Origin of the sequence: Nocardiopsis sp. N85 (assembly GCF_028882275.1) — a bacterium.
Classification (GTDB): domain Bacteria; phylum Actinomycetota; class Actinomycetes; order Streptosporangiales; family Streptosporangiaceae; genus Nocardiopsis; species Nocardiopsis lambiniae.
Genome location: NZ_JARBUT010000012.1, coordinates 165,557 through 186,954 on the forward strand (window position 1 = coordinate 165,557; position 21,398 = coordinate 186,954).

A 21,398-nucleotide genomic window follows, 5' to 3' on the forward strand; every position below is an offset into this window, starting at 1 on the left:
CGAACGTAGTGGTTTCAGGACGGCCTCGCGCGATTTTCCCAAAAAAGATCATGAAAACATGTGATCTACGCTATAAAGATGGCATATCGGTCATTGAATCCTCATCCCAGCCGGTCGACGGGGTGCCGATGACGCATCGTGCGCGTCATGTCCCGGAGGCCGCGCGACGAGCAGGGCCGACCGGGGTACGGACGCGCGCGACGTGACCCGGGTGGTACGGGGTGGCGCCGGGAGACGATAGGAAAGAGGGCGGTCCCCGCACACGTACGAACACGGAGAGCCCTCATGACCACCGCGCCCCCCGCCCCGACACCTCGGCCCGTACCCGACCCGGAGCGGGAGGACGCGCTGCTGGAGGAGTTGGTCCGGCTGCTGGTGGCGGAGGCGCCCGCGGGGTGGCGGATGATCTCCTACCGGGCCGCGCCCGTCGGCGGACCCGAGTGGGGGCGGCTGGGGGTGGTCACCGCCGAGGGACGCGAGACCGCCCCGGTGCCGCCGGTCTCCCTGAATCCCGTGGTCGAGCGGCTGAAGGACCTCTGGTACGTGCCGGGCGAGGGCACGTGGCTGGACATGCGTCTGGTGATCGAGGCGCCGGGCCGCCACACCGTGGAGTACGACCACGTCGGCTGCCCGCCGCCGGCGGAGGCCTACCCGGTCCTGTCGTTGTGGGAGTGGGAGAGGTACCCGCGCGATGAGGAGCACGTACCGCGGTGGTGGCGGGAGACCCTGGAGAAGGTCCGCGGCCTGGACGTCGAGGCCCTGCGGGGCGAGTTCGCCGCCCTGGTGACGGGGGCGTTGGAGCACGAGGGGCTGACAGTCCTGGGCCGGCGGACGTCGTCGCTGCGCCTGCTCACCCCCGAGGGACGCCCACTCGCCCTGCACGACATCGACCCGTTGTTCGTCCGGACCTTGCCCGACCGGCTCTTCACCGGCCCCGCCCCCGAGCCGAACGCCCCCCTGGCGCGGGACACGGCCGCGAAGTTCGTGCGCGCCGTTCTGCGGAGGGCCCGTGACCGGGGCCGGGGACACCGGGGCGATGGCCCGGACACGGCGGTCGGCGCGGTGGTGGCCGAGCTGGCGCGCCGGGGTGTGCGGTCGTTCGTCACCGACGCCGACGTGCTCGTCCTCTCCGGGGTCGACGGCCCTGGCGCGCGCACCGACCTCACCCCGTTCCGCGAACGGGCGCGGGACGCTTTCGAGGGGCGAGTGGAGGAGGCCGCGTCCTGGTACGCGGACCGGGTGACGGCGTGGTTCGGGCGCTCGCGGGCGGAGGAGGGCGCGGAGCCCTTCGATCACCGGCTGCGGGTGTCCCTCAGGACGGGGAGAGCGCCCTTTCGCCTGTTCCCCGACCGGGGTCTGCGCCCGGAGACGGGTCTGTACCAGTGGGTGGTACTGGACGGCCCGTTGGGCCCCGGGGACCTGGAGGGGACGGTGTACGGGGATTCGGCGCGGCCGTACGCCGAGGTGCACGCCGAGGCGGTGCGGCGTTCGATCGCGGAGCCGGTCGAGACCGTGCAGGGGTGGGTCGACGGAGCACGTCTGGTCACGGTGAAGGGGGCGCACCCGTACGTGGCGGCGCAGACGCACGTGCTGGAGCGGCACACCGGGGAACTGGCGCACGGGGCGATCGTGGCGTTCCCCGACGCGCGGACGGTGCTCGCGCACCCGCTGGGTCAGGGCGATCCGATCGCGGCCATGGAGGGGCTCAACGGTCTGCTGGCCCAGTGGCCGAGGGAGGTGGGCTGGGAGGTCGACGCGACCCGGTCGTACTGGTGGCACCCCTCGTCCCGGGAGCGGGCCGACGAGACCGACCTTCCGGATCTGCGCCCGGTCGGGGTGAAGGTCGACCACGGGCTCAGGTCGGTGTCCCTGCTCACCTCCGATGAGGAGTTCACGACGCTGATCCCCTCCTTGATGTGAGCCGGACGGTTCCCGGGACGCCGGTGCCGCCGGGAACCGATAGGAAAGGGGGTGATCGGTGCGAACCGTCGACCTCCTCCCCGCCCTTCGGCGAGGGGTCCGCACCCCCCGACCAGATGAACACGGAGAGCCCCCATGACGACCGCGCCCCCCGGACCGATGCGTCGGGTCGAGCAGGCCGAGGAGACGGCACGCGTCCTGTTGTCGGTGGCCCCCCAGGGGTGGCGGGAGATGGTCCATCGGGTGGTGTCCGTGGGCGGGTTCTCGCACGAGACGTTGTCGGTGGTGGACGCCGACGGTACGGTGTCCGAGGCGTGGATCCCCCGGGCGGTGTCCGACGCGGTCGCCGGTCTGAAACGGGCCTGCCACCGGAGGGGTGAGGGGACCTGGACGTCGTTGGAGTTCACGGTCGACCCGTCCGGGCGGTTCGGGGTGTCCTACGACCGCGACGCGGAGCCGACGCTGCCGTCGGGGGTGGCACCGGTGGTGTTCCGGCAGGAGCTGGAGCGGTTCCCCCGCGATGAGGAGCACGTTCCCGGGTGGTGGCGGGAACGGCTGGAACAGGCACGTTCGGTGGACGTGGACGCCCTGTACGCCGAGTACGCGGCGCTGGTGGCGCGTGAGTTCGAGGCGGAGGGCGGGGTGGTCGGGTACCGGCCGCCGACCTCGCTTCAGGTGCTCACCCGCGACGGGCGCCTGATCCTGCGGGAGGACCTGCGCGAGGAGTTCGAGAGGGCGGTGGCGGAGCCGGGTGCCCTGGGGTCCGCCGCGGCCGGGTTCGCCGCGTCCGTCTTCCGGCGCGTCGAGGGCGGCGGGCCGGCCGTCGAGGCCCTGGTCGCGGCGTTCGCGCGGTTGGGGGCGCGTGCCTCGCTCGGCGCGCTGGGTGTGGTGAAGGTCGTCTTCGGCAACGGCCGGCGGGAATGGGCCGACGTCGAGGGGTTCCGCTCCGCCTTCGGCGGTCTGCCCCCCGAGGAGCTGGCGCGGGAGGCCGCCGCGTTCGTCCGGGAGCGGACCCGGTGGTGGGATCGGCGCGGGGCCCGCCGGACGGTGGACGGCGGCGGTTTCGCCGGCCGGTGGCGGGTCCGGCTACTGCGCGGTCCGGAGTCGCCGGAGGCCGACCGGGAGCGGGCGCAGGTCCGGGAGGTCGCTCCGGGGCTGTGGCAGGCGGTGGTGTTGGAGGGGCCGGGAGCGGAGTCGGCGTCGCCCGTCGACCGGGCGGTGTTCGCCTGGGAGGGGCGGTCGGAGGCGCGGGTGTTCGCCGAGGCGGTCGAGTCCTCGGTGAACGAGCCGGTGCGGGTGCGCGAGCGCGGGGCCGACGGTACGCGGTTGCTGTGCATCGGTGGGGAGCACCCCTACGTGGCCGCGCAGGCGTACGTGTTGCCGAGGTACGCGGGGGAGATGCCGCACGGGGCGGTCGTGATGTTCCCGACGCCGTACGTGATGTACGCGCACCCGCTGGGGCAGGGGAGCCCGGTCACGGCGATGCAGGTGATGAACGCGATCGCGGACCGCCTGGCGGGGGTGGGCGACCCCGGGGCGCGGAGCGCGGGACGGCTGTACTGGTGGCACCCGTCGGAGTGGGGCCGGAACCTGGGACGCCCGCCGGAGCCGAGGGAGGTGGGGGTGCGCGTCGACCACGTGGTGGGGGAGGCGACGCTGCTCACCTCCGACGAGGAGTTCGATTCCCTGGTGCGCTCGCTGGTGTGATCGCCGTCGTCGGTTCAGGGGGAGCCCGCCCGGCGGCCCGGGCACCTCCCTCCGAGCCCGGTCCCTCAGGTCCGGGTCACGCTGACGGGGTGTGCCGTTCGCCGTGGCGGGTGGCGGGAGGGTCGAGTTCGTCCAGGGCGGTCACGGAGGCGGTGTAGGCCGCAAGCCCCTCCGGGCCGAGTGCGTCGGCGTAGGCCTCCACCGACACGGCGGGGACGTCCTGGCCGTTGGCCTGCGCGGCCAGCAGCCACCGCGCCACCTCGTGCGGGTCGACCCCCGCCCGCGCGCAGGCGGTGGCGTGCAGGGGGACCAGGGCCGACGCCTCGGCGGACGGGAGCGCGGGGTCGGTCAGCATCGGGGCGGTGCGGTCGATCAGCACGATGGCGCGGCGGGCCAGGGACTCGGCGGCCGTCCACTCGCCGAGGTCCGACAGCGCGGCGACCTCGCGCACCAGGTCGCGGACGGCCTCCGCGTACTCCTCGGCGCGGTCGGGCAGGAGTGAGGGGCCGGACAGCAGCTCCAGGGGGTCGTCGTCCAGGGGAGAGGTCATGGGACCAGTGTCCCCGACCGACGGTGGCGGCCGATCCGCTCCGTGCCGTGTCGGGAGGTCATGGCGGGGTGGGGCCCCGCGGGTGTGCGGGCGGCTGGGGAGGGCGGTGGTTCCGGCCAGGGTCGTGGCCGCACCCGGGTACAGCGTCGGTGTGCGGGCCCCGTCCAGGGGCCGCGGGACGCGGGCGCCCCTGGAGGGGCGGACGGTGGACGCCGGTGGTTTTCCCCGGCCGCGCCGGTGAGGCCACAATGGGGGGATGTCGCAACGCGGATCACGTCAACGCACCCTTCCGGCCCGCCCCGGGGACACCGACCCCTGCCCGTGCGGGGGCGGGGAGTACGGCTCCTGTTGCGGTCGGGCGCATCACGGGACGTGGGCCGCGAACACCGCCGAGGCGCTCATGCGTTCGCGCTACAGCGCCTTCGCCGTCGGGGACCGGGAGTACCTGGCGCGCACCTGGCATCCCGATACCCGCCCGGCCCGGGTGGAGGTGGATCCGGGCACCGAGTGGACCGGGTTGGAGATCCTGGGGACCGAGGGCGGTACCCCCTTCCACGGCGAGGGCACGGTGCGCTTCCGTGCCCGGTACCGGGAGGGCGGCCGGGCGGGCGAGATGGTGGAGCACAGTCGGTTCGTCCGGGTCGACGGCGCCTGGGTCTACCTGGACGCGCGGGCCTGAACGTCCCCGTGGGGCCGTGCCGGAGGGTCGGCGCGACCACCGCGGTCAATCCCGGTCGCGCCGGACCCGGACGGCGGCGGCCCGGAAGCGGGCGGCGCGGTCCGGGTCGGGGTGGACACGGCACAAAGCCTCCAGGACCCGCACGGTGTCGGGGTGGTCGACCCGCCGGAGCCGGTCGACGTCGTCCAGGAGCAGGCTCTCCAGACCGGCGGTGTCGGGAGAGGTGAGGAAGTCGACGAGGCCGACCTCCCCCGTCGACATCGCGGCCGCGACCATGTCCACGACCACCCACGGGCCGTGGTCCTCCATGATCCGGTCGATCTCCCCCTGATCGAGCATCCGTGAGCCGAGCAGGACGATCGCGGCCAGGCTCGCCAGGGCCGGCCGTTCGGAGCCCAGCAGGGCGCGCAGGTGCGGGCCCAGGTGCGAACTGGTCAGGTTGAGCACCTTGGCGCCGTCCCAGCGGCGCAGTGCCGACCCGGGCCGGTCCACCGCGCCGCCGATCTCCCGCAGGGCCCGCGCCGGGGTGCGGGCGGCCAGCCAGGAGTCGATGGCGATGAGCCGGCCGTCCAGGGAGAAGGAGTGCAGCGAGTCGAGGAACTCGGCGGCGCCCACCCGGCCGAAGTCCTCGATGAGCGGGGCGGGGACCCCCACGGACAGGAGGATCTCGCGCACCCCGAAACGGCCCAGCGGGGTGAGCCGCACCAGGCACGGCCCGGAGGAGGGCCGTGCGTGTCGGTGGTCGAGGTGGACCGCCCCGATCTCGGTCAGCTGCCACAGCATGGGCAGGAGCAGGTCGGACAGACGGCGGCGCACCCGGTCGGACGGGCCGCTCAGGGCCTCGGGTCCCGTCGACAGTTCGGTGACCAGGTCCGCCAGCGGGACACGGGACCGGTCGGGCGCCTCGTAGAGGGAGCGCAGCACCCGGGGGAGCAGGTCGGGGCCGGTGGTGCCGGGTCCGGTGCCGGCCAGGTCGCCGCGGGCGCTCTCGACGGTGGTCTCGAACATGTCGTTCCACCAACGCAGGATCTGTCGGGGGTCGCGGGCCCGTTCCTCCAGGTCCGGGGCGGGGCGGGCCTGCCCGGCGGTGAGTTCGACCATGCCGAGGCGGATCGCCTCCCACCAGGGAAGGGCGAAGAGGGGGTCGATGGAGGAGAGGTCCTCCGCGCGGGTCGGGCCGGCGTGCCCCGACGGCTCCGGGGGGAGTCCGGCGGGCCGTAGGGAGAGGGCGCGCACGGCCTCCCCGATCAGCGGGGGTTCGGGGAACCCGCGCGGGGTGACCGGGACGGTGGGGCCGGCCCAGCGCGCCAGCGCCAGGGCGTTGGCGTACAGGGGGCAGTGCGAGGCGGAGAAGGCCAGCTGTGTCTCCGGGTGCAGGTGTATCGGTCGTGCGGAGACCCGGGGAGGGTCCGGGGGCCGCGGGTGATGAGAGGGCGTGTTCAATCCCGGATTCTCCTTACGAGGAAGGAAGCGACGTCCCTTCTCTACCGCTCCGGGGTGAGGTCGTGGGCGGGTTTTCCGAACATTGGCGCGGAAAAACCGTGGCCGAGAAGGCCGAACCGCGCGTTCGTCGGGAAAAGGGGCATCGGGGCCGGGCCCGTGCGCCCGGTCCGTGGACCCGTGAGGACGGGTGGGAGGCGCGGTGGGAGCGGATCGGGCGGGGCGGAGCCCGTGCGGGCCGGCGCCCCGGGTGTGGGGCGGCGGCCGGTCCCGTGGAGAAGGAAGGAGGGCCCGATTCGGATGAACACCCCACACGGCGGTGCCGGGCGGTTTAGCGTCGTCTCCATGACCGATGACACGATCGGGGCTTCCTACCCCGCGACGGTTCCCTCCGCGCTGGCGGAGGTCTTGGAGCAATTGGATCTGCGGGAGGGGCTGCGCCGTGAGCTGCAACGCTATCCGGAGGAGACCGGCACCATCCTGGTCGAGACCGCCGAGTACCTGCTGCACGAGGGCGACCGGGAGCAGGGCCTGCGGTTGCTGGTGGCCCTGCGCGATCATCCGCCGACGCCCGAGGACGCCCAGTACGCCCTCATCGAGATCGCCCGCGACCTGCGCGAACACGGTGATCCGGCGGAGTCGGAGCGGATGGTGGAGGACCTGATGAAGTCGGCCGACCTGCGGCCGGGCCCGGCCGGGCTGTTGGCCGACCTGTTCGAGGGGGACGGGGACCCGGTGCGGGCGCTGCACTGCTACAACATCGCCGCCCGGGAGTTCCTGGACCGTCCCGGGGAGTCCCTGGCCGGGGCGAGCGTCTTCGACATCGGTCCGTTGGTGGGGCGGGCCCGCCTGCGGGGGGACGCGGGTCTGGAGCCGGACGTGCACGACCTGGTGGTGATGGAGGCCGCCGGACGGTTCTGGCGAGAGCGCTCGGAACAGGGGACGGACACCCCCGGGGCGTTTCATTCTCGGTGAGCGGTGATGTCCGTGCCGGTCACCGAGGCCCGATCACGTCCCGTGGGCGGGTGGAGGCCCGTACGGCGTCCACCGAACGGGGCCGGGGAGGGTGTCCTGCCCCGGATCGGACGACGACACCGTGGCGACGAGGGCGCGGCGCGTCCGGGTCGGCCTCGTCGATGTCGAGGAGATCCGGGGCTTCGCCGGTGGGCCCGGCCCGGACCCGTGGGGGGGAGGGGCGCCGCGGATCCGGGCGGAACGGGCCCTGGACCCGGAGGACCGGCGGTCGGTGGCCCGGCCGCCCGGGTGGACGCGCCCCACCGGTGCGATTCCGGGGTCTCCACGCCCGTCGCCGTGGCACCGACCACCGAACACCGCGGTCCGAGCCGCGTGCGGCCGCCGCGATCCGCGCACAACGCCCTGCGACGGATGATCGTGGCCTACGATTCTGTTCTCTCGACCTTCCTTGGTCGTCGTGGGCCGGGCGCGTGCGGGTGTCCGGAGGTTCGCTCTGGAGGGGTCCGTGGCCGTCGCAGCGGGTTCGGGTGAGGAGATCGTCCGTATCGTTCCCGGTTCACCGCTGGACGAGGCGTTGGCGGTGGAGGGCGACGGTGGCCGGTCGTCGGTGCGCGACGGTGTCGAGGGGGTCCTGTGGTGCGCCCTGATGATGGAGGACGTCCGGCTCGCCCCCTCCGAACGGGTCGGTCTGGGCTGGTTGCTGCGCGAACACCAGGAGTTCGTCGCGGCTTCGTTCGTGGTCGGCGACGGCCCCGGGTTCGCGGCGTTGTGCTCCGGGCTGCGTGAGGGCGAACGCGGGTGCGGGATCGTCGTGGGCCGGCCCGGTGAGGGCCGGACCGGCACGGCCGTCGCCGCTCTGACCCGGGCCGGGCTGACGGTCCGACCGCTCATGGTGGACATCGACGAGGACGACCCGTTCCAGGGGGTCTGGCCCGAGGCCGGGCGGGGGTACCTGGTCGACGTGTCCGGGGCGGGACCGCTGCCGGACGGGTTCCTGCGGGCGCTCGGCGACTTCGCGTCGGCGGCGGCCCACGGCGGGGCGGCGCTGGTGGTGATCGCCGACCCCGGCCAGTGGGATGCCGACCCGGTGCCCGGGGCCGCTCACCTGCGGGTGCGCCCACCGGGACCGCGCGAGGTGCTCGCGGCGCACCTGGGGTGCCTGTCGGGCGACCGTTACCGGGCCGCCCGCTGGGCACGCGAACTCGACGGGTACGGGTTGTTGCGCGGTGCGACCCCGGCCGAGGCCGCCGCGCTGGCCCGGACCGCGCACGGCGTTCTCCGCGGCCGTGAACGCGGATCGGGCGACCGGGAGCGGCTGGCGCTGATCCGGGAACGGTACCTGGGCGGTGGGGAGATCGCCTCCTGGTTCGCCGCCGCCACCGGGTCCGAAGGGGTGTGGCATCGGGTCGTGGTCGTGGCGTTGGCCGTGCTGGAGGGGGAACCGGTCCAGACCGCCCTGGCGGGAGCCCGGGGGCTGGCCGAGGAATGGGGGGTGGTCCCCCGGGAGACCGACGGCATCGACGGGATCGGCATCGGTCCGACCCTGGAGCGGGTGGGTGCCCGGCGCACCGGTACCGGGGAGGTGTTCTTCGAGAGGGAGGGCCACGCCGACCGCGTGCTGGACCACCTGTGGGCCGAACACCCGGGGGTGCGGGCGGGCCTGACCCGGTGGGCGGCGGAGGAGGCGGTGCGTCGCGGCGGGGGGACCGCGCACCGGATCGGGGCCCGGCTCTTCTCCCTGTTCGAACGGTGCGACGACCCTCGGGCCCTGGTGGGGTTGTTCGACGCCTGGGTCGGGGAACCGGACCTGGTGGACGTGGTGGTGTCGCTGGCCTCGGCGGCGCTGGTCCACCCCCGGTTCGCGCGTCCGCTGCGCGAACGCCTGTACGAGGAGGCCCGGGCGCCCGCGTCGGTGATCACCGCCCGCGTGGTGGCCCGGGTGTGCGCCGAGTACGGCAAGGCCGACCCGGCGGGTGCGTTGACCCGGTTGAAGTGGCTGGTGGAGGTGGATGAGGACGCCGAGGCGGCGCTGCGCGACCTGGCCCGGTACGAAGGGCTGCACCCGGCGTTGACGCGGGCGGCGCTGGGATGGATCGGTGGGGCGCTGCCGTGGAACACCGGGGCGACCTCGCCGGTGCGGGCCGACGCGGGTGTGCGCCTGCTGGAGGGTCTGATGACGGCCGGCGACGACATGACCCCGGTCCTGTTGGCACGGCACCTGCGGGGACCGGACGAGGAGAGCGAACGGCTCGTCGGGGCCGCGTGGTACGCGCTGTTGGAGTTCGGGGCGCACGAACGGGTGCGCGGGGCCCTGGCGTCGTGGATGCGGGCGACCTCGGCCGGGCGCGAGGGGTTCGACGAGGTGGTGTACGCGCTCGGGTGCGCGGTGGCCGGGTTGGCCGACGCCGATCCGGACGCGGTCGCCCGCCGGGCCGCCCGGCTGGACCGGGCGTTGACGGAGGTGTGCGCTCGGGAGGGATGGGAGGGGCCGCGGTACGCGCGCATGCGCGAACTCCTGGGGCTGGCCCCCGAAGAGGACCGCACCGCCTCCGTCTCCTGACCGCGCGCGGCGTCGGTCGGCGTGCGGTCAGTCCGGGAGGGCGGCCTGGTCCCCGGGCGGTGGGGACGCCGGGGCGGCCCACGGGAAGGGGGCCTCGGCGGCGACCTCGCGCATCCGCCGGTAGGCGGCCTCGTCGGAGGGGCGCGGAGCACCGTCCTCGGCCAGCAGGTGGGTCAGGGGCGGGGCGGTCCCGCCGTCGTCCAGGACCACCGTCTTCTGCCGGGCCCCGTCGCGCAGGGTCAGCCGGACCTCGGTGATGTTGTCCGTACCGCGCAGGTGGAACAGCCCGGCCAGGTCCACCCGACGGGCCAGGATCTGCTCGGTCAGCGAGGCGGGCAGATGGCGCTGACCCGGCGGCGGGGTCAGCACGTGCCGGAAGGTCCCCATGGGGCGGGGGTCCTCCAGGTTGAACAGGTCGGCGCCGCGGGTGATCTCCACGACCTCCACCCTGACGGCGTGGGCGCTCTCCAGGAACCGCCGGTAGGCGTCGGAGTCCGACAGGGGGGCGCAGCGCAGGGACAGCCGGCCGCCCAGCCGGGCGTCGACGGCGTGTTTGAGGTGGTCCAACAGGATGGTCCCGGCCCCGCGCCCCTGGTGGCGTTCGGTCATCGCCAGCGCGTGGGCACAACCCCGCGGGACGACCAACAGCGCGCGCAGGTGTGTGGTGGCGGCCTCCTGGGCCCCGTAGTGGTAGGGGTCCCGGTCCTCGGCGACGCTGCGGATGGTGCCCGGGGTGCCGAACCTGCCGTAGTCCAGCCGGACCTCGATCTCCCGGTCGTCGGTCCGGCGGTGGGAGCCCACGGACAGATGGGAGCGGCGTTCGGCGTCGGTGACCGGTGTGCTCTCCAGGTCGCGCACGGCGGTGTGGAGGAGATCGAGCAGGTCGGTCCCCTCGTCGTCGAGGCGGTCCACCGGAGGGTGGTCGTCCGGACGGCCGGGCGGGGCCGCCCACAGTCGGTAGGCGGCGAAACCGTGAGTGGCCACGCGTGTCCGTTCGGGTCGTCGGGCGGGTCGGCGCAGCCCCGGGCGGGCGGCACGGAACACCAGGGTAGTGGGGTCGGGGGCGGTGGTGCGCGGCGTGTCGGAGGCGGGTCGATCGCGGTCGCAACGGCGTCGGGGACGTGCGGCCGTTGTCGAGGTCGCGGTGCGAGGGGCCGGGCGCACTCCGATCCCCGGCCCGCCGCGGGTCGTCGGGATCCCCTCGTCGGGGGAGACGCCCGCCGGCGGGGAGGGGCCGACGTGGTCGTCCATGTCGGTACGGGGTGTCCAAACGGTGCGGGCGGAGTGCGGGAGGGGCTGCCGGGGCACGAACCCGGGCATGGGTGAACTGGTACTGGTCAGGCATGGACAGACCGAGTGGAGCCGCACGCGGCGGCACACCGGGCTCACGGACGTCCCGTTGACGGAGGAGGGGGAACGTCAGGCGGAGGCGTTGCGGCCGTTGTTGGCCCGGCGCACGATCGGTCGGGTGATCACCAGCCCGCTGGGCCGTGCGGTGCGGACCGCCGCGCTCGCCGGGCTCGCGGACGCGCGGGTCGCCCCGGACCTGGGGGAGTGGGATTACGGCGGGTACGAGGGGATCACCACCGCCGAGATCCGCGAGGAGCGGCCCGGCTGGGATCTGTGGCGCGACGGGGTGGTCCCCGGTGGCGCCGACCATCCCGGTGAGCGGGTGGAGGAGGTGGCGGCCCGGGTCGATCGGGTGCTGGCGTCGTCGGCCGAGGGGGTGGGCGATCCCGGCTCGGACGATGTGGTCCTGGTGGCGCACGGGCATGTGCTGCGGGTGCTCACGGCGCGCTGGCTGGGGCTGGACGGCCGGGCGGGGGCGCTGTTCTCCCTGGGCACCGGGGCGGTGTGCACGCTGGGCCGCGAACACGATCGGCCGGTGATCACCTCGTGGAACCTCATGCCCTGACCTTCCGCCGACTGAGGCCGGGGGATTCCGACCGCTCCATCGGGTGGTGCTCGGGCGGGTCGCCTCACGGAGGTGGTCGCCCGTTCCAAGACGGGGTCGGGGGTGCGCGGGAAGGCCGGCCGCGCGTGACGCGGGGGTCCGGAGGACCGGGACGGGGGAGGGACGGATCTCCCACCGACGGTCAGGACCGGACGGATACGGCACCGAAGGTGGCTGGTGGCCTGGTGTCGTTTCCCCGGTGAGGGGGCGGTCCTGTCAGGGGTGAGCAGGGGAAACTCGGGGCTCGACGGACCGGAGTCGACACCCGCGTTCTGTGCGGGGTCGGTTGTTGGTTCAGACGTGAGGCTGACGTCACCGGTTCCTCAGGGGGCCACATGAGGCCACTCTGGAACCTTTTGCCTCGTGATCCCGTGGAGGACGGGGACGGTCGGGTCCGCTCGTGGACAGGGGACACGAAGGACCCGACCGCCGACGGTCTCCCTCAGGTGAGAGGGGCCGGATCCGCCGTCGGTTCCCGTGGGGGGACGGCGGAGGATCATGTCGGCGCACCGTGTCCGCAGGGGTACGGTGCGCACACCGTTGGTGGCAGGGCCTTCCATGAACGGGGGACATGGAGGACCCCGCCACCTCGGCCCGCCCTCCGCGCGGGGGCTGCCGGAGGGCGAGGCCGACGGTGGCGACGGCACCGGAGGTGATGGCGCCGCCGCTCGGGGAAGGTCTATGCGGCGTTCTCGCGGTCGAGCGCCTCGCCGGGTCTGAGCCCGAAGGGCACGCCGAACCCGGCGAGCCACCCATCGCGTTCCAGGCGGTCGAAGATCTCCTGGGTGACGTCGTGGTCGGGTGCCGACCGGGGCGGCCAACCGAAGTGCTCGGAGACGGCCGACCAACTGGGGCCGTGTCCATGGTCGGCCCGGTATCCGTCCACCCAGTGGGCGACCTCGGCAGCGCGCCCGGCGAGCAGGCGGTCGGCGCGTTCGGCGACCGATACGTTCAACGGCGTGGTGGCCGGGGAGACCCGGGGCGGGGTCGGCGGCGGAGGCGCGGTGGGGGCCAGCCAGGCGGTGGTCTCACCCAGTCGGGCCTCGACGATCGCCCCGTCGTCGCGGACGGAGACGATCCACTCGATCCGCGCCAGCCATTCCAGGAGTTCGGTGAGCTCGTCGGGGCCGGACAGCGCGCACGCCACGGAGACCTCCACCCGGGGGACCCGAATAAGGCCGCCCGGCTCGGCGCGGGCGGCCAGGTAGGTGCCCACGAGACGGAGCCGGTTGGGCTTCTTGCGCATCTTCTTGTGCCCCATCGACCGGGCGACCCATCCCGAGGCCCGGGAACGGATCCCCTGTCCGACGTCCCAGGGGTTGCCCTCCACGTCGGGCAGGTCGCACAGGGCCGGGTCGGAGGGGTGGGAATCGATCACCCGCTCGGGGGTGGTGACCAGCCAGCCCGAGGCGATCAGGTCGCTGAGCGCGGCGTGCGGGTCCTCCAGACGGAGGATGCGCATGTCCTGACCGAGCAGGTAGACCTTGCCGCGTATCGCACCGCGCAGAGCACAGACGAGGGCGAGGTAACGGCTGTCGGGGTCACCGCCCACCGGTTTCGAGGCGACGTAGGTCCACACGTCCCGGAGGAAGTCCATCTTGCGGGTGCTGATGGGCAGTTCCCGGTTGGGGTGGGGGGTCGGCGGCGGCGGACCCTCCCTGCGCCTGGGCGGCTTGGGCGGCCAACCGGGCGGGGTGGTCACACCGTTCTCCTGGCAGCGGACGCATTCCATCGCCGCGGCCAGGTCCGGATTGGGCCTGTGGAACCGTGGTTGTGGGATCTGATCGGGGGTCGTGGACCCGTCGATCGCGGTGTGCTGCGTCATGGCAAGGAGACTAGCGGGATTCGCGTGGGCGGGGGTCTCCGTCGGTGGGAAAACCGCGGGCGACCCGTAATCCGAATAATCGCTCCCTCAAGCGCTCACATCCGGTATAGGGCGGGCGCCGAAGGCGCCGACCGCGGGGGTGGGGCGCGGGCGTGCGGGCGGGGCGGGGTCACGACGGCGCTCCCTCCTCCCGCTCGGATGCGGGACACCACGGGTGATAGGGACAGGTCCGGCAGACGGGGCCGGGTGCGGGGGCGTGCACCCGGTCCCGGTGCCAGGGGGCGACCAGGGTGCGGACGGTGCGCTCGGCCGCCGCCAGGACCGGTGGCGAGGCGGGGTCGACGACGTCGACCCGGGCGCCGTCGGGGGCGAGGACCTCCATCTCCACCGCCGGTTCCGGGCCGGCGGCGATCACCCCCGCGGCGAAGAACAGCACCCCCAGCGCGGCCCGCGGATCATCCGCGAAGAGTTCCGGCCCCCGGGCCTCGGGCGGGCCGTCCTCGGCGATCAGGACGGTGCGGTGGACCCAGGAACCGCGTCGGTGGTGCAGGACGTCGGCGCGGTGGACGACGAGCACGTCGGCGTCGGTGTCGTCGGCGGTCAGGGTCGGACCGGAGCGCACGTGGTCACCGGCGGGCAGGTCGCGCAGCGGACAGACGGGGATGTGGGCGGCGAGCATCGCGGCGGCCCGCCGCGCACGGTCGCCGAACAGGCGTCGACCCGCGCAGGCCCACCGGGAGGGGTCCACGGGCAGGTCGGCCGGTTCGCAGGCGCGCCGGGGCAGCCGGTCGTGTGCCCGCCGTAACCAGGCCCGGACCACCTCCGCCACCACCCCCGACCCCCGTCCACCGGAACCGCCGGGACGACAGGGTCCGCCGGGACGGCCGGGCCGCGGACCCTCGTCCGTTTCCGCGCCGTCCACGCGCACGACGTCGCGACGGGCCCCTCCGGTCCGTCCTTCGACGGTTCCGGACCCGTCCACGCGCACGATGGCCCGTCCGGTGCCACGGCCGGGGGAGCCGGGCGTCTCGGGTGTGTCCGGGGACGCGGGCGCCGTGTCCGCGCACCCGGGAGGAGGGACGACACCGGCGGCGCTCCCACCGTCGCCGCGATCGGGTGGGGACTGGGGCGGGCGAGGGGTGATCGTCGGGGGACGGCGGTCGATGACGGCGGGCAGGCCCAGGGCGTGGAAGTGGGCGCGGGCGGGGCAGAGGGCGAACTCGCGGGCGAGGGCCGGGGACCACGACCGCCGCTCACCGCCGGACGACCCCAGTAGTCCGGGAGCGCGGGGCAGCCGCCCGCAGCCGCGCCGGACCCCGCAGGTCAGGCAATCCGCACCCGGGGCTCGGGCCCCGCCCACCAGGGCGGCGCGCAACCCCTCGCGTCCCTTGGCGGCGAACAGTTCCCCGGCCTCGTCGGCGGTGCCGTCGAAACGGACCGCCGTGGCGCCGTCCAGGCACGACACCTGGATCACCCGCACCCGTTCCGGTGGCCGGCCGCGCCCGCGCATCGGGTAAGGGGCCCCGTCGTGGTAGCGCCGTGGATCGGCGGCGTAGGCGTCCCGGTCCACCGGCGACCCCGTGGCCAGGACGTAGGCGGCGACCGCGATCCCCGCGTCGGGGGAGAGGGGCCGGCGCAGGCCTCCCAGGCTCGGCGCCCACAGCTCCCTGACCGGCCCGTCGGTGTAACAGCGCCCCGCGGCGCGCACCTCGTAGGGGCGGCGGTGGCGGGACCCGGGTTCGGGCATGTACTGGCGCACCCAGAAGTCGCGGACGGGGGTGCGGCCCGTCGTCGCGGCGAGGTGGGCGCGGGCCGCGTGGCGGACCCACGCGCGCACCCCGTCGTGCACGGCCGGTACCCGTTCGCCCAGCACGGAGATCGCCGGGCGTCCCGGTGCGGGAAGGTGGGCGCAGGCCCGCTCCAACGACCGCCCCCGGTGTTCGACCAGGTCGAGGACGGCGTTCAGGGCGAGCGCGGGCACCTCGAACGGTCGGTGGGGGGCCGGACCGAGGGCGAGGTCGGCGCGTACCCGGCGGTGGGCGGGGCAGCCTCCCCGGGCCAGGACGGCGGTGTCGCTGAGGAGTCGGATGACGGGAGGGTGTCCGGTGTCGGTGATCATGTCCTGCGCCTTCCGGAGGGGCTTTTCCGGAAATGGTGGCATGGGCGGGGGATCGCCGCCGGAGGCCTGTGGATAACCTTTTCGGTCCCTGCCTCTATCGAATCTCGGGTCGGTCCGGATCGAAAATCAAAAATCCAGGATCTGTTTTCCCGGATATCCGTTCACCTGCGACGATGCCGTCGGTGTTCGACGGGACCGGGCGCCGGTCGTGGGAAAGCCCCACGCGGTGCGCGGTGTCCGATCAGACTGGGGCGCATGCTCCAACAGCACATCGTCGAGGGTTTCTGGTTCAACGATCGACTGTACGTGTGGGGAATGGACGCCACCCTGCCCCTCGTCACCGATTCCCGTCGCCGTGTGCCGCCCCACCCTTACGCCCTGCCGCCCGAGGACCTGGGGCGGCGCGTGGACGGGGCGGGAGCGGACACCCCCCGGGTCGCGGTGCTCCACCTGCCCGGATGGCCCCGGCACCCCATGGCCCCGCCCGGTCTGCTCCCCCCGGGGCGGGTCCCCGCCCAGGTCGCGCCGCCGACCCTGCGCCCGTGGTCGGTGCCGGTACGCGAACTCGACCCGGGAGCGGCGTCGGTCCTGCTGTCCCGGGCCGACGCCCCCTGGGCCGGCGGGAGCCTGCGTCACCTGGCCGCGCTCTCCCGGAGCGCGCGCGAGCACGCCGGGAACGGGTGCGTCGTGCCCTCCATCCGGTACGAGGAGACCGTGCGGGTCCGGTGGCGGCCGGTGCTGGCCCCGGCCGGCTTCTCCTGGTTGCGGGAGGCGGCGTCGTCGTCACCACCGTCGTTGCGCGCCCACCACCCCCCGGAGTCCGATCCGGACCGTGCGGGGGAGGCGGTCGTCACCGACCTGTTGGAGTGCCTGTGCGCGCTCACCGACGTCGCGGTCCGTGATCTCCTGGACCATCGTTTCCCCGACCGTCCCGGTGACGGTGACCTCGTCGGGGCCGCCGGGCCGACACGGGAGTGGTTCGTGCGCGCGCACCGCGCGGCGACCGGGGATCTCCCCTCGGTGACCGCCGCCGCGCCGGTCCTCCCCGGGCGGGGCGTCTCCGTGCCGACCGCCCCCGGGTGCGCGGCGTACGTATCGGACGGTCGACGATGATCTGGGGATGCGCCCGGACGGTGGCGTCGTGGGGGCCGGTGGAGCGTGTCGAGACCGGTTGGTTGGACGTGCGCCCCGGGTTGGTCGCGGCCCGGGTGAGCCCGGGTCGGCGTCACCACTGGGTGACCGTGCGTCACGCCTCGCTGCCCGGACCGGTGCGAGAGCGGATCCTCGGTTCCGTCGCCGCCGATCACGGTCTGCGCGAGGCGGTGTTGCTCGGGCGGACCCCGGTGGCCCTGGCCGGGGTGTTCGAGCGGCACCGTGCCGTCCTCTTCCCCCGGCATCCTTCGGCGCTCGACGTGTCCTGCTCGTGTCCTGTCCCGGGGTGCGCCCACGGGCGCGGGGCGGTGACGGAGATGGCGCGGGTCTTCGACGCCGACCCGTACCTGTTGTTGACGTGGCGGGGCCTCGAACGGGGGGAGCTGCTGCGCCGGGCGGGCCGTTCCCGGGGTGCCCTGTCCGTGCGGTCGGGGCCACCGCCGGTGGCGACGTTCTGGGAACGGACGGACCCGCCCCCGGCGTGCCCGGTGTGGTCGGGCGACCCCGGCGATCACCGTCCGGCCGGACCGGGCACCGACCGTTGGGCGGGGGCCCAACGGTTCCTGCGCGGCGCGCCCCCGAACGCGTTGCGTGATGGCCGGAAACCCCTCGCCGTCGGGGATGTCCCGGTGGAACAGCGGGAACGCGAGATCGACAGAGGGGATGAACCTACGTAAAAAGTCACTCACGGTGACGTTTTCGGCGTCTTGGGAGGCGCGGCGAACGCACACGTCTCCCCCTTCGATCATGTTGAATGTCGACCATGATCGTGCGTCGAGTACTTCCCGATGAGATGAGCGCCGTCAGCGAGCTGCGGGTGATCGCCTACACGGCCGACGGACTGTTGGATGTCAACCCGGACTACGTCGAGACGTTGCGGCTCTTGGGCGCCGACGGCCACGGCGAGGTCCTCGTGGCCGAGGACGACGGTCGTCTGTTGGGGACGATCATGTTCGAACCCTGGTCACCGCAGAGCGAGGTGGCCCGGGGCGCGGACGAGGCGGAGGTACGGGCGTTCGCGGTGGCGCCCGAGGCGCGAGGCCGGGGTGTGGGGCGCGCGTTGGTGAACGCGCTGGTGGAACGGGCCCGTGAGGAGGGAGTCTCCCGGCTGCTGCTGTCCACGCAACCGCAGATGCTCTCCGCCCAGTACGTGTACCGGGCCCGCGGGTTCGTCCCGGTTCCCGAGCGCGACTGGTCGCCCCTGCCCGACGTCGTGTTGTCGACCTACGAGTTGGTGCTCAAGGACTGAACGCCGTGGGGGCCGTGGCGGGGCCGGTCCCCGCCGCGTCCGCGTTCGCCGTGGAACCGCCGACGTGAGGCGGCCGCGTGCGCGGAACCGTCCCGTGGCGGGCGGTCGGGCTTTCCTCCTTCGGAAGGGGGAGGGAGGTCGTGTCCCGTCCGCGTTCGTTCCGGTGTCGTGTGCGTCGCGGTGCCGTGTTCACACCGAGCGCGCCCGGCGGGCCGCCCGGGCCAGGGCCAGCCCCAGTTCCCCGTCGGCCAGGCGGTCCAGGACCGTGTCGGCGGCCGGGTGGTCGGACGACCGTACGGAACGGATGAAGTGTTCGGCGTGGGGGGACAACCGTTCGCGGTCCCGGACGGGCAGCGGCAGGCCCGCCTCCACCAGCACGGCGTAGTCGTCCAGCAGGGCCCACGCCGTGGGACGTGAGGTCGGTGGTTCCTCACCGGTCGCACGCAGGCGCCGTACCCATCCGCCGAGCACGGGGTGGTCCAGGTGGGGGCGCAGGGTCGTCTCCGGATCGACCCCCAGCCGGGCGAGCAGTTCGGTGACGTTCCTGCGGCGGTGCCAGGCCCCGGGGGCGGTGGAGGCCTCCAGCAGGGCGCCGGCGGCGGTGTCGGGATCCCGCCCCTCGATCCACCTGTGCAGGAGGTCCCCGGTGTCCGTCGGACGCCCCTCCTCGATCAGGGAGAGCACCTCGTGGGCGTCCATGTCGGTGATCGCCCGGGTCACCCGCACCGGGACGCCGACCCGTCGGAGCCGGCGCACCACGCAGTGGTCGCCCAAGCGGCCGATCCGGAATCCTCCGTCGGTCCGGTGGACCGCCTTGAGGTCGGCCAGGAGTTCCAGGGCGACGCGCACCCGCTCTTCGTCGATCCCGTCCCTGCCCCGGTAGGCGGCGGTGATCTGGCGGGGGGTGCGCTCCCGGCCCATGAGGAACAGATCGGTGAGCGTCAACAGGGCGATGGTGCCGTGTTCGGCCGTCATCGCGGGCAGCGCGTCGGCCCAGGCGTCGGCGACCGCTCCGGGGACACCGGCCGACCAGGCGTAGGCGGCGCGTCCGGCCAGGACCCGGGTGTAGGTGGTGCGCAGCAGACGCGCGGAGCGGGCGACGGAGAACAGGTGGTCGATCTCGGCCGGTGACGCCTCCAGGTGGGCCGCGGCGGCCGGCACGTCCTCGGCGCACAGCGCGTCGCGGCCCTCGGAATCGGGGCGCAGCAGCCGGCCCCGATCGACCCAGACGGTCAGCCGGGCGGCATCGGCCAGCGTGCGGCACTGACGTGCGGCGTCGTCCAGATCGCTCGGTTCGGCGGGGGCGACCGGTCGCGGCGGTGTGCCGTCGAGCCGGTCCAGGAGCGGTTCGGCGCCCGCGGGGGCGGGGGCGGGCTCGCGGTCCCCTCCCACGGTCAGGTCGACCTCCTCGATGGCGGACCGGAGGCGGCGAGGGCTCTCGTCCGAGACCAGACCGCCCTGGTCCACCAGGTGATCGCACCAGGCCAGCCAGGTGGAGCGGAGCACAGCGGTGTCGCGGAGCGCACCGGGGTGGCGGCGGCCGTCGGGGCGCGCGCCGGCGCGCACGACGCGGGCGACCTCGTGCACGTCGTCCACGTACCAGTCCCCGGGCTCGGGCGCGCCGAGCTCCAGGTGCGCGGTGAGCAGCAGGGCCAGAGCGTCGGCGTCCGGTACGGGACCGGTGCCGGCGTCCCGCGCCCAATCGAGGCATCCCCGCACAGCGGAGGCGATGCCCTGCGTCACCGTCTCCCCACCGAAAGTCGTGGTACTCACGGTTTCAGGGTAACCGCGCCCCTCACCGCCGGAGACGGGAACGCCGAAATCGCGTCGGAGCCCCACCCCGAGACGGTCAACCGGCCATCGAGAAGTCCGGATCGGCGCTCACCCCCAGCCCGTCGACATGGGAGGCGATCCGTTCCACCGCCGCCCCGTACACCTCCCGGTCCACCTTCGACAGGCCGGGGGAGGCCAGCGCGTCGGCCAGGTCCACCACGCGCAACGGGTCCAGGGCGACCCAGGTGGGCACCATCTCCAGGGCGGTCGATTCCCATACGCCGGGTTCGACCTCGGTGAACTCCGCCTTCGCCAGGACCCCCTCGCGGCGCGAGTCGATGGGCGGCGAGGACTGGCCGGAGACCTGGTTGCCCAGGCCGTACACCACCCATTCACCGTCGACGCGCTCCACCGACTGCACCACGTGCGCGTGGTGCCCCAGGATCAGGTCGATGTCGGGTGAACCGACCAGCCGGGACAGTTCGCGCTGGTCGGCGTCGGCCTGGTGCATGTGCTCGGTGCCCCAGTGCATCGACAGCACCACGATCCGAGCGCCGCGTTCCCGGGCCAGGGCGGCCTCGGCGAGGATGGCCTCCTCGTCGATGAGGTCGGCCATCCACTCCTTGCCCTCGGGGGGCAGGAAGCCGTTGAAGCCGTAGGTGTAGGACAGGTGCGCCACCGGCACGGGGTCGCCCCCGTCGGCCGAGGCCACCTCGTAGATCGTCGGCAGGGCGGCCTCCTCCTCGGTGCGGGCGCTGCCGGCCGCGCCCAACCCGGCCTCCTCCATGGCGTCCAGGGTGCGGACGACCCCGGCCTCTCCGCCGTCCAAGGTGTGGTTGGAGGCGGTCGAGCAGCCGTCGTAACCGGACTCGGCCAGCCCTCGGGCGACCTGTGGGGGCGCGGCGAACACCGGGTAACCGGTGAAGGGCCCCTCCTCCGGCGCCAAGGGGACCTCCAGATGGCACAGGGCCAGGTCGGCCTCGTTCAGGGTGGGGGCGATCCCGGCGAAGAGGGGTGCGAAGTCGAACTCCCCCTCCCCGTTCCGGCGGGCCTCCTCCCAGACCGAGGAGTGGACCAGCACGTCACCGCCGCCGATCACGCTCAGCGTGCGGGGGACGTGCGGGGAAGGGCTGGGCGGACCCGCGGTGGTGGTGTGCTCGACCTCGGGAACGGAGCACCCCGCCAGGGCCGCCACGAGCAGCAACGACGGGGTGCAGAGACGGACGACGGCGCGGTGGGCGGGCCGGGATGCGGTCATCGTTCCACGGTAGGAACGGCACGGGTGAGCGATGGGAACCGATGGGTGTGTGGTCGGTCGAGGAAAGGAAAAGAATCGAACGTGATGAAACCGTTCCCACGAACATCGGGCGGCGTCGTTCTCGCGTTCGTGATCGTCGCCGGTGAACGCGCTCCGGGCCGCCCCCGGAGGAAGGGACCGTCCGAGAGCAAGGTTTGACCCCGCTCGCATAAGAGCACATAGGGAAGGGAATCGGTC

16 protein-coding genes are annotated in these 21,398 nt (G+C 74.0%); 9 read left to right on the plus strand and 7 right to left on the minus strand.

The genetic code is table 11. The features are described 5' to 3' along the window. Window positions 1-285: 285 nt before the first annotated feature. Window positions 286-1,920 (plus strand): hypothetical protein, encoded by a 1,635-nt coding sequence (locus PWG71_RS18180; RefSeq protein ID WP_274811002.1) that lies wholly within the window; start codon window positions 286-288, stop codon window positions 1,918-1,920. Window positions 1,921-2,055: 135 nt separating this feature from the next. Further along, window positions 2,056-3,627, plus strand: coding sequence for a hypothetical protein (locus PWG71_RS18185; RefSeq protein ID WP_274811004.1), 1,572 nt, complete (start codon window positions 2,056-2,058; stop codon window positions 3,625-3,627). A 76-nt stretch (window positions 3,628-3,703) separates the two neighbouring features. Here the strand turns inward: PWG71_RS18185 and PWG71_RS18190 are convergent, their stop codons facing one another. Next, window positions 3,704-4,177 (minus strand): hypothetical protein, encoded by a 474-nt coding sequence (locus PWG71_RS18190; protein WP_274811005.1) that lies wholly within the window; start codon window positions 4,175-4,177, stop codon window positions 3,704-3,706. Between the two features lie 256 nt (window positions 4,178-4,433). Here PWG71_RS18190 and PWG71_RS18195 point away from each other — a divergent pair, with 256 nt between their 5' ends. After that, window positions 4,434-4,856: a YchJ family protein gene (locus PWG71_RS18195; RefSeq protein ID WP_274811006.1), complete on the plus strand. Its 423-nt coding sequence runs from the start codon at window positions 4,434-4,436 to the stop codon at window positions 4,854-4,856. A 45-nt stretch (window positions 4,857-4,901) separates the two neighbouring features. Here the strand turns inward: PWG71_RS18195 and PWG71_RS18200 are convergent, their stop codons facing one another. Beyond that, window positions 4,902-6,299 carry a hypothetical protein gene (locus tag PWG71_RS18200; protein ID WP_274811007.1) on the minus strand — a complete coding sequence of 466 codons (1,398 nt, stop codon included), beginning with the start codon at window positions 6,297-6,299 and terminating at the stop codon, window positions 4,902-4,904. 342 nt (window positions 6,300-6,641) lie between these two features. Here PWG71_RS18200 and PWG71_RS18205 point away from each other — a divergent pair, with 342 nt between their 5' ends. Together PWG71_RS18205 and PWG71_RS18210 are read left to right on the plus strand one after the other, a co-directional pair. Further along, the gene (locus PWG71_RS18205; RefSeq protein WP_274811008.1) at window positions 6,642-7,271 is read left to right on the plus strand and encodes a tetratricopeptide repeat protein; all 630 of its coding nucleotides are present in this window, start codon (window positions 6,642-6,644) and stop codon (window positions 7,269-7,271) included. A gap of 505 nt (window positions 7,272-7,776) precedes the next feature. Then, complete coding sequence (locus tag PWG71_RS18210) at window positions 7,777-9,831, plus strand: hypothetical protein (RefSeq protein ID WP_274811010.1); 2,055 nt, start codon at window positions 7,777-7,779, stop codon at window positions 9,829-9,831. Between the two features lie 27 nt (window positions 9,832-9,858). On the opposite strand, the gene PWG71_RS18215 is transcribed toward PWG71_RS18210, so the two are convergent. After that, window positions 9,859-10,815: a hypothetical protein gene (locus PWG71_RS18215; RefSeq protein WP_274811011.1), complete on the minus strand. Its 957-nt coding sequence runs from the start codon at window positions 10,813-10,815 to the stop codon at window positions 9,859-9,861. 334 nt (window positions 10,816-11,149) lie between these two features. Here PWG71_RS18215 and PWG71_RS18220 point away from each other — a divergent pair, with 334 nt between their 5' ends. Further along, a complete protein-coding gene (locus PWG71_RS18220; protein ID WP_274811013.1) occupies window positions 11,150-11,746 on the plus strand; it encodes a histidine phosphatase family protein in 597 nt (198 codons plus the stop codon). A 718-nt stretch (window positions 11,747-12,464) separates the two neighbouring features. Here the strand turns inward: PWG71_RS18220 and PWG71_RS18225 are convergent. Both PWG71_RS18225 and PWG71_RS18230 read right to left on the minus strand, forming a co-directional pair. After that, the gene (locus tag PWG71_RS18225) at window positions 12,465-13,610 is read right to left on the minus strand and encodes a hypothetical protein (protein ID WP_274811015.1); all 1,146 of its coding nucleotides are present in this window, start codon (window positions 13,608-13,610) and stop codon (window positions 12,465-12,467) included. 169 nt (window positions 13,611-13,779) lie between these two features. Then, on the minus strand, window positions 13,780-15,729 hold the full coding sequence (locus PWG71_RS18230) for a hypothetical protein (protein WP_274811016.1): 1,950 nt from the start codon (window positions 15,727-15,729) through the stop codon (window positions 13,780-13,782). A 255-nt stretch (window positions 15,730-15,984) separates the two neighbouring features. Between PWG71_RS18230 and PWG71_RS18235 the strand changes: the two genes are divergently transcribed. The 3 genes from PWG71_RS18235 (at window position 15,985) to PWG71_RS18245 (ending at window position 18,130) form a co-directional block, all read left to right on the plus strand. Beyond that, window positions 15,985-16,842, plus strand: a complete 858-nt coding sequence (locus PWG71_RS18235) for a hypothetical protein (protein ID WP_274811017.1) — start codon at window positions 15,985-15,987, stop codon at window positions 16,840-16,842. Next, window positions 16,839-17,558: a hypothetical protein gene (locus tag PWG71_RS18240; protein ID WP_274811020.1), complete on the plus strand. Its 720-nt coding sequence runs from the start codon at window positions 16,839-16,841 to the stop codon at window positions 17,556-17,558. The genes PWG71_RS18235 and PWG71_RS18240 overlap by 4 nt, the downstream gene beginning before the upstream one ends. Before the next feature lie 116 nt (window positions 17,559-17,674). After that, window positions 17,675-18,130 (plus strand): GNAT family N-acetyltransferase, encoded by a 456-nt coding sequence (locus PWG71_RS18245; RefSeq protein ID WP_274811057.1) that lies wholly within the window; start codon window positions 17,675-17,677, stop codon window positions 18,128-18,130. 189 nt (window positions 18,131-18,319) lie between these two features. On the opposite strand, the gene PWG71_RS18250 is transcribed toward PWG71_RS18245, so the two are convergent. Beyond that, window positions 18,320-19,903: a hypothetical protein gene (locus tag PWG71_RS18250; RefSeq protein WP_274811021.1), complete on the minus strand. Its 1,584-nt coding sequence runs from the start codon at window positions 19,901-19,903 to the stop codon at window positions 18,320-18,322. 76 nt (window positions 19,904-19,979) lie between these two features. Continuing rightward, on the minus strand, window positions 19,980-21,161 hold the full coding sequence (locus PWG71_RS18255) for a CapA family protein (RefSeq protein WP_274811022.1): 1,182 nt from the start codon (window positions 21,159-21,161) through the stop codon (window positions 19,980-19,982). Window positions 21,162-21,398 lie beyond the last annotated feature (237 nt).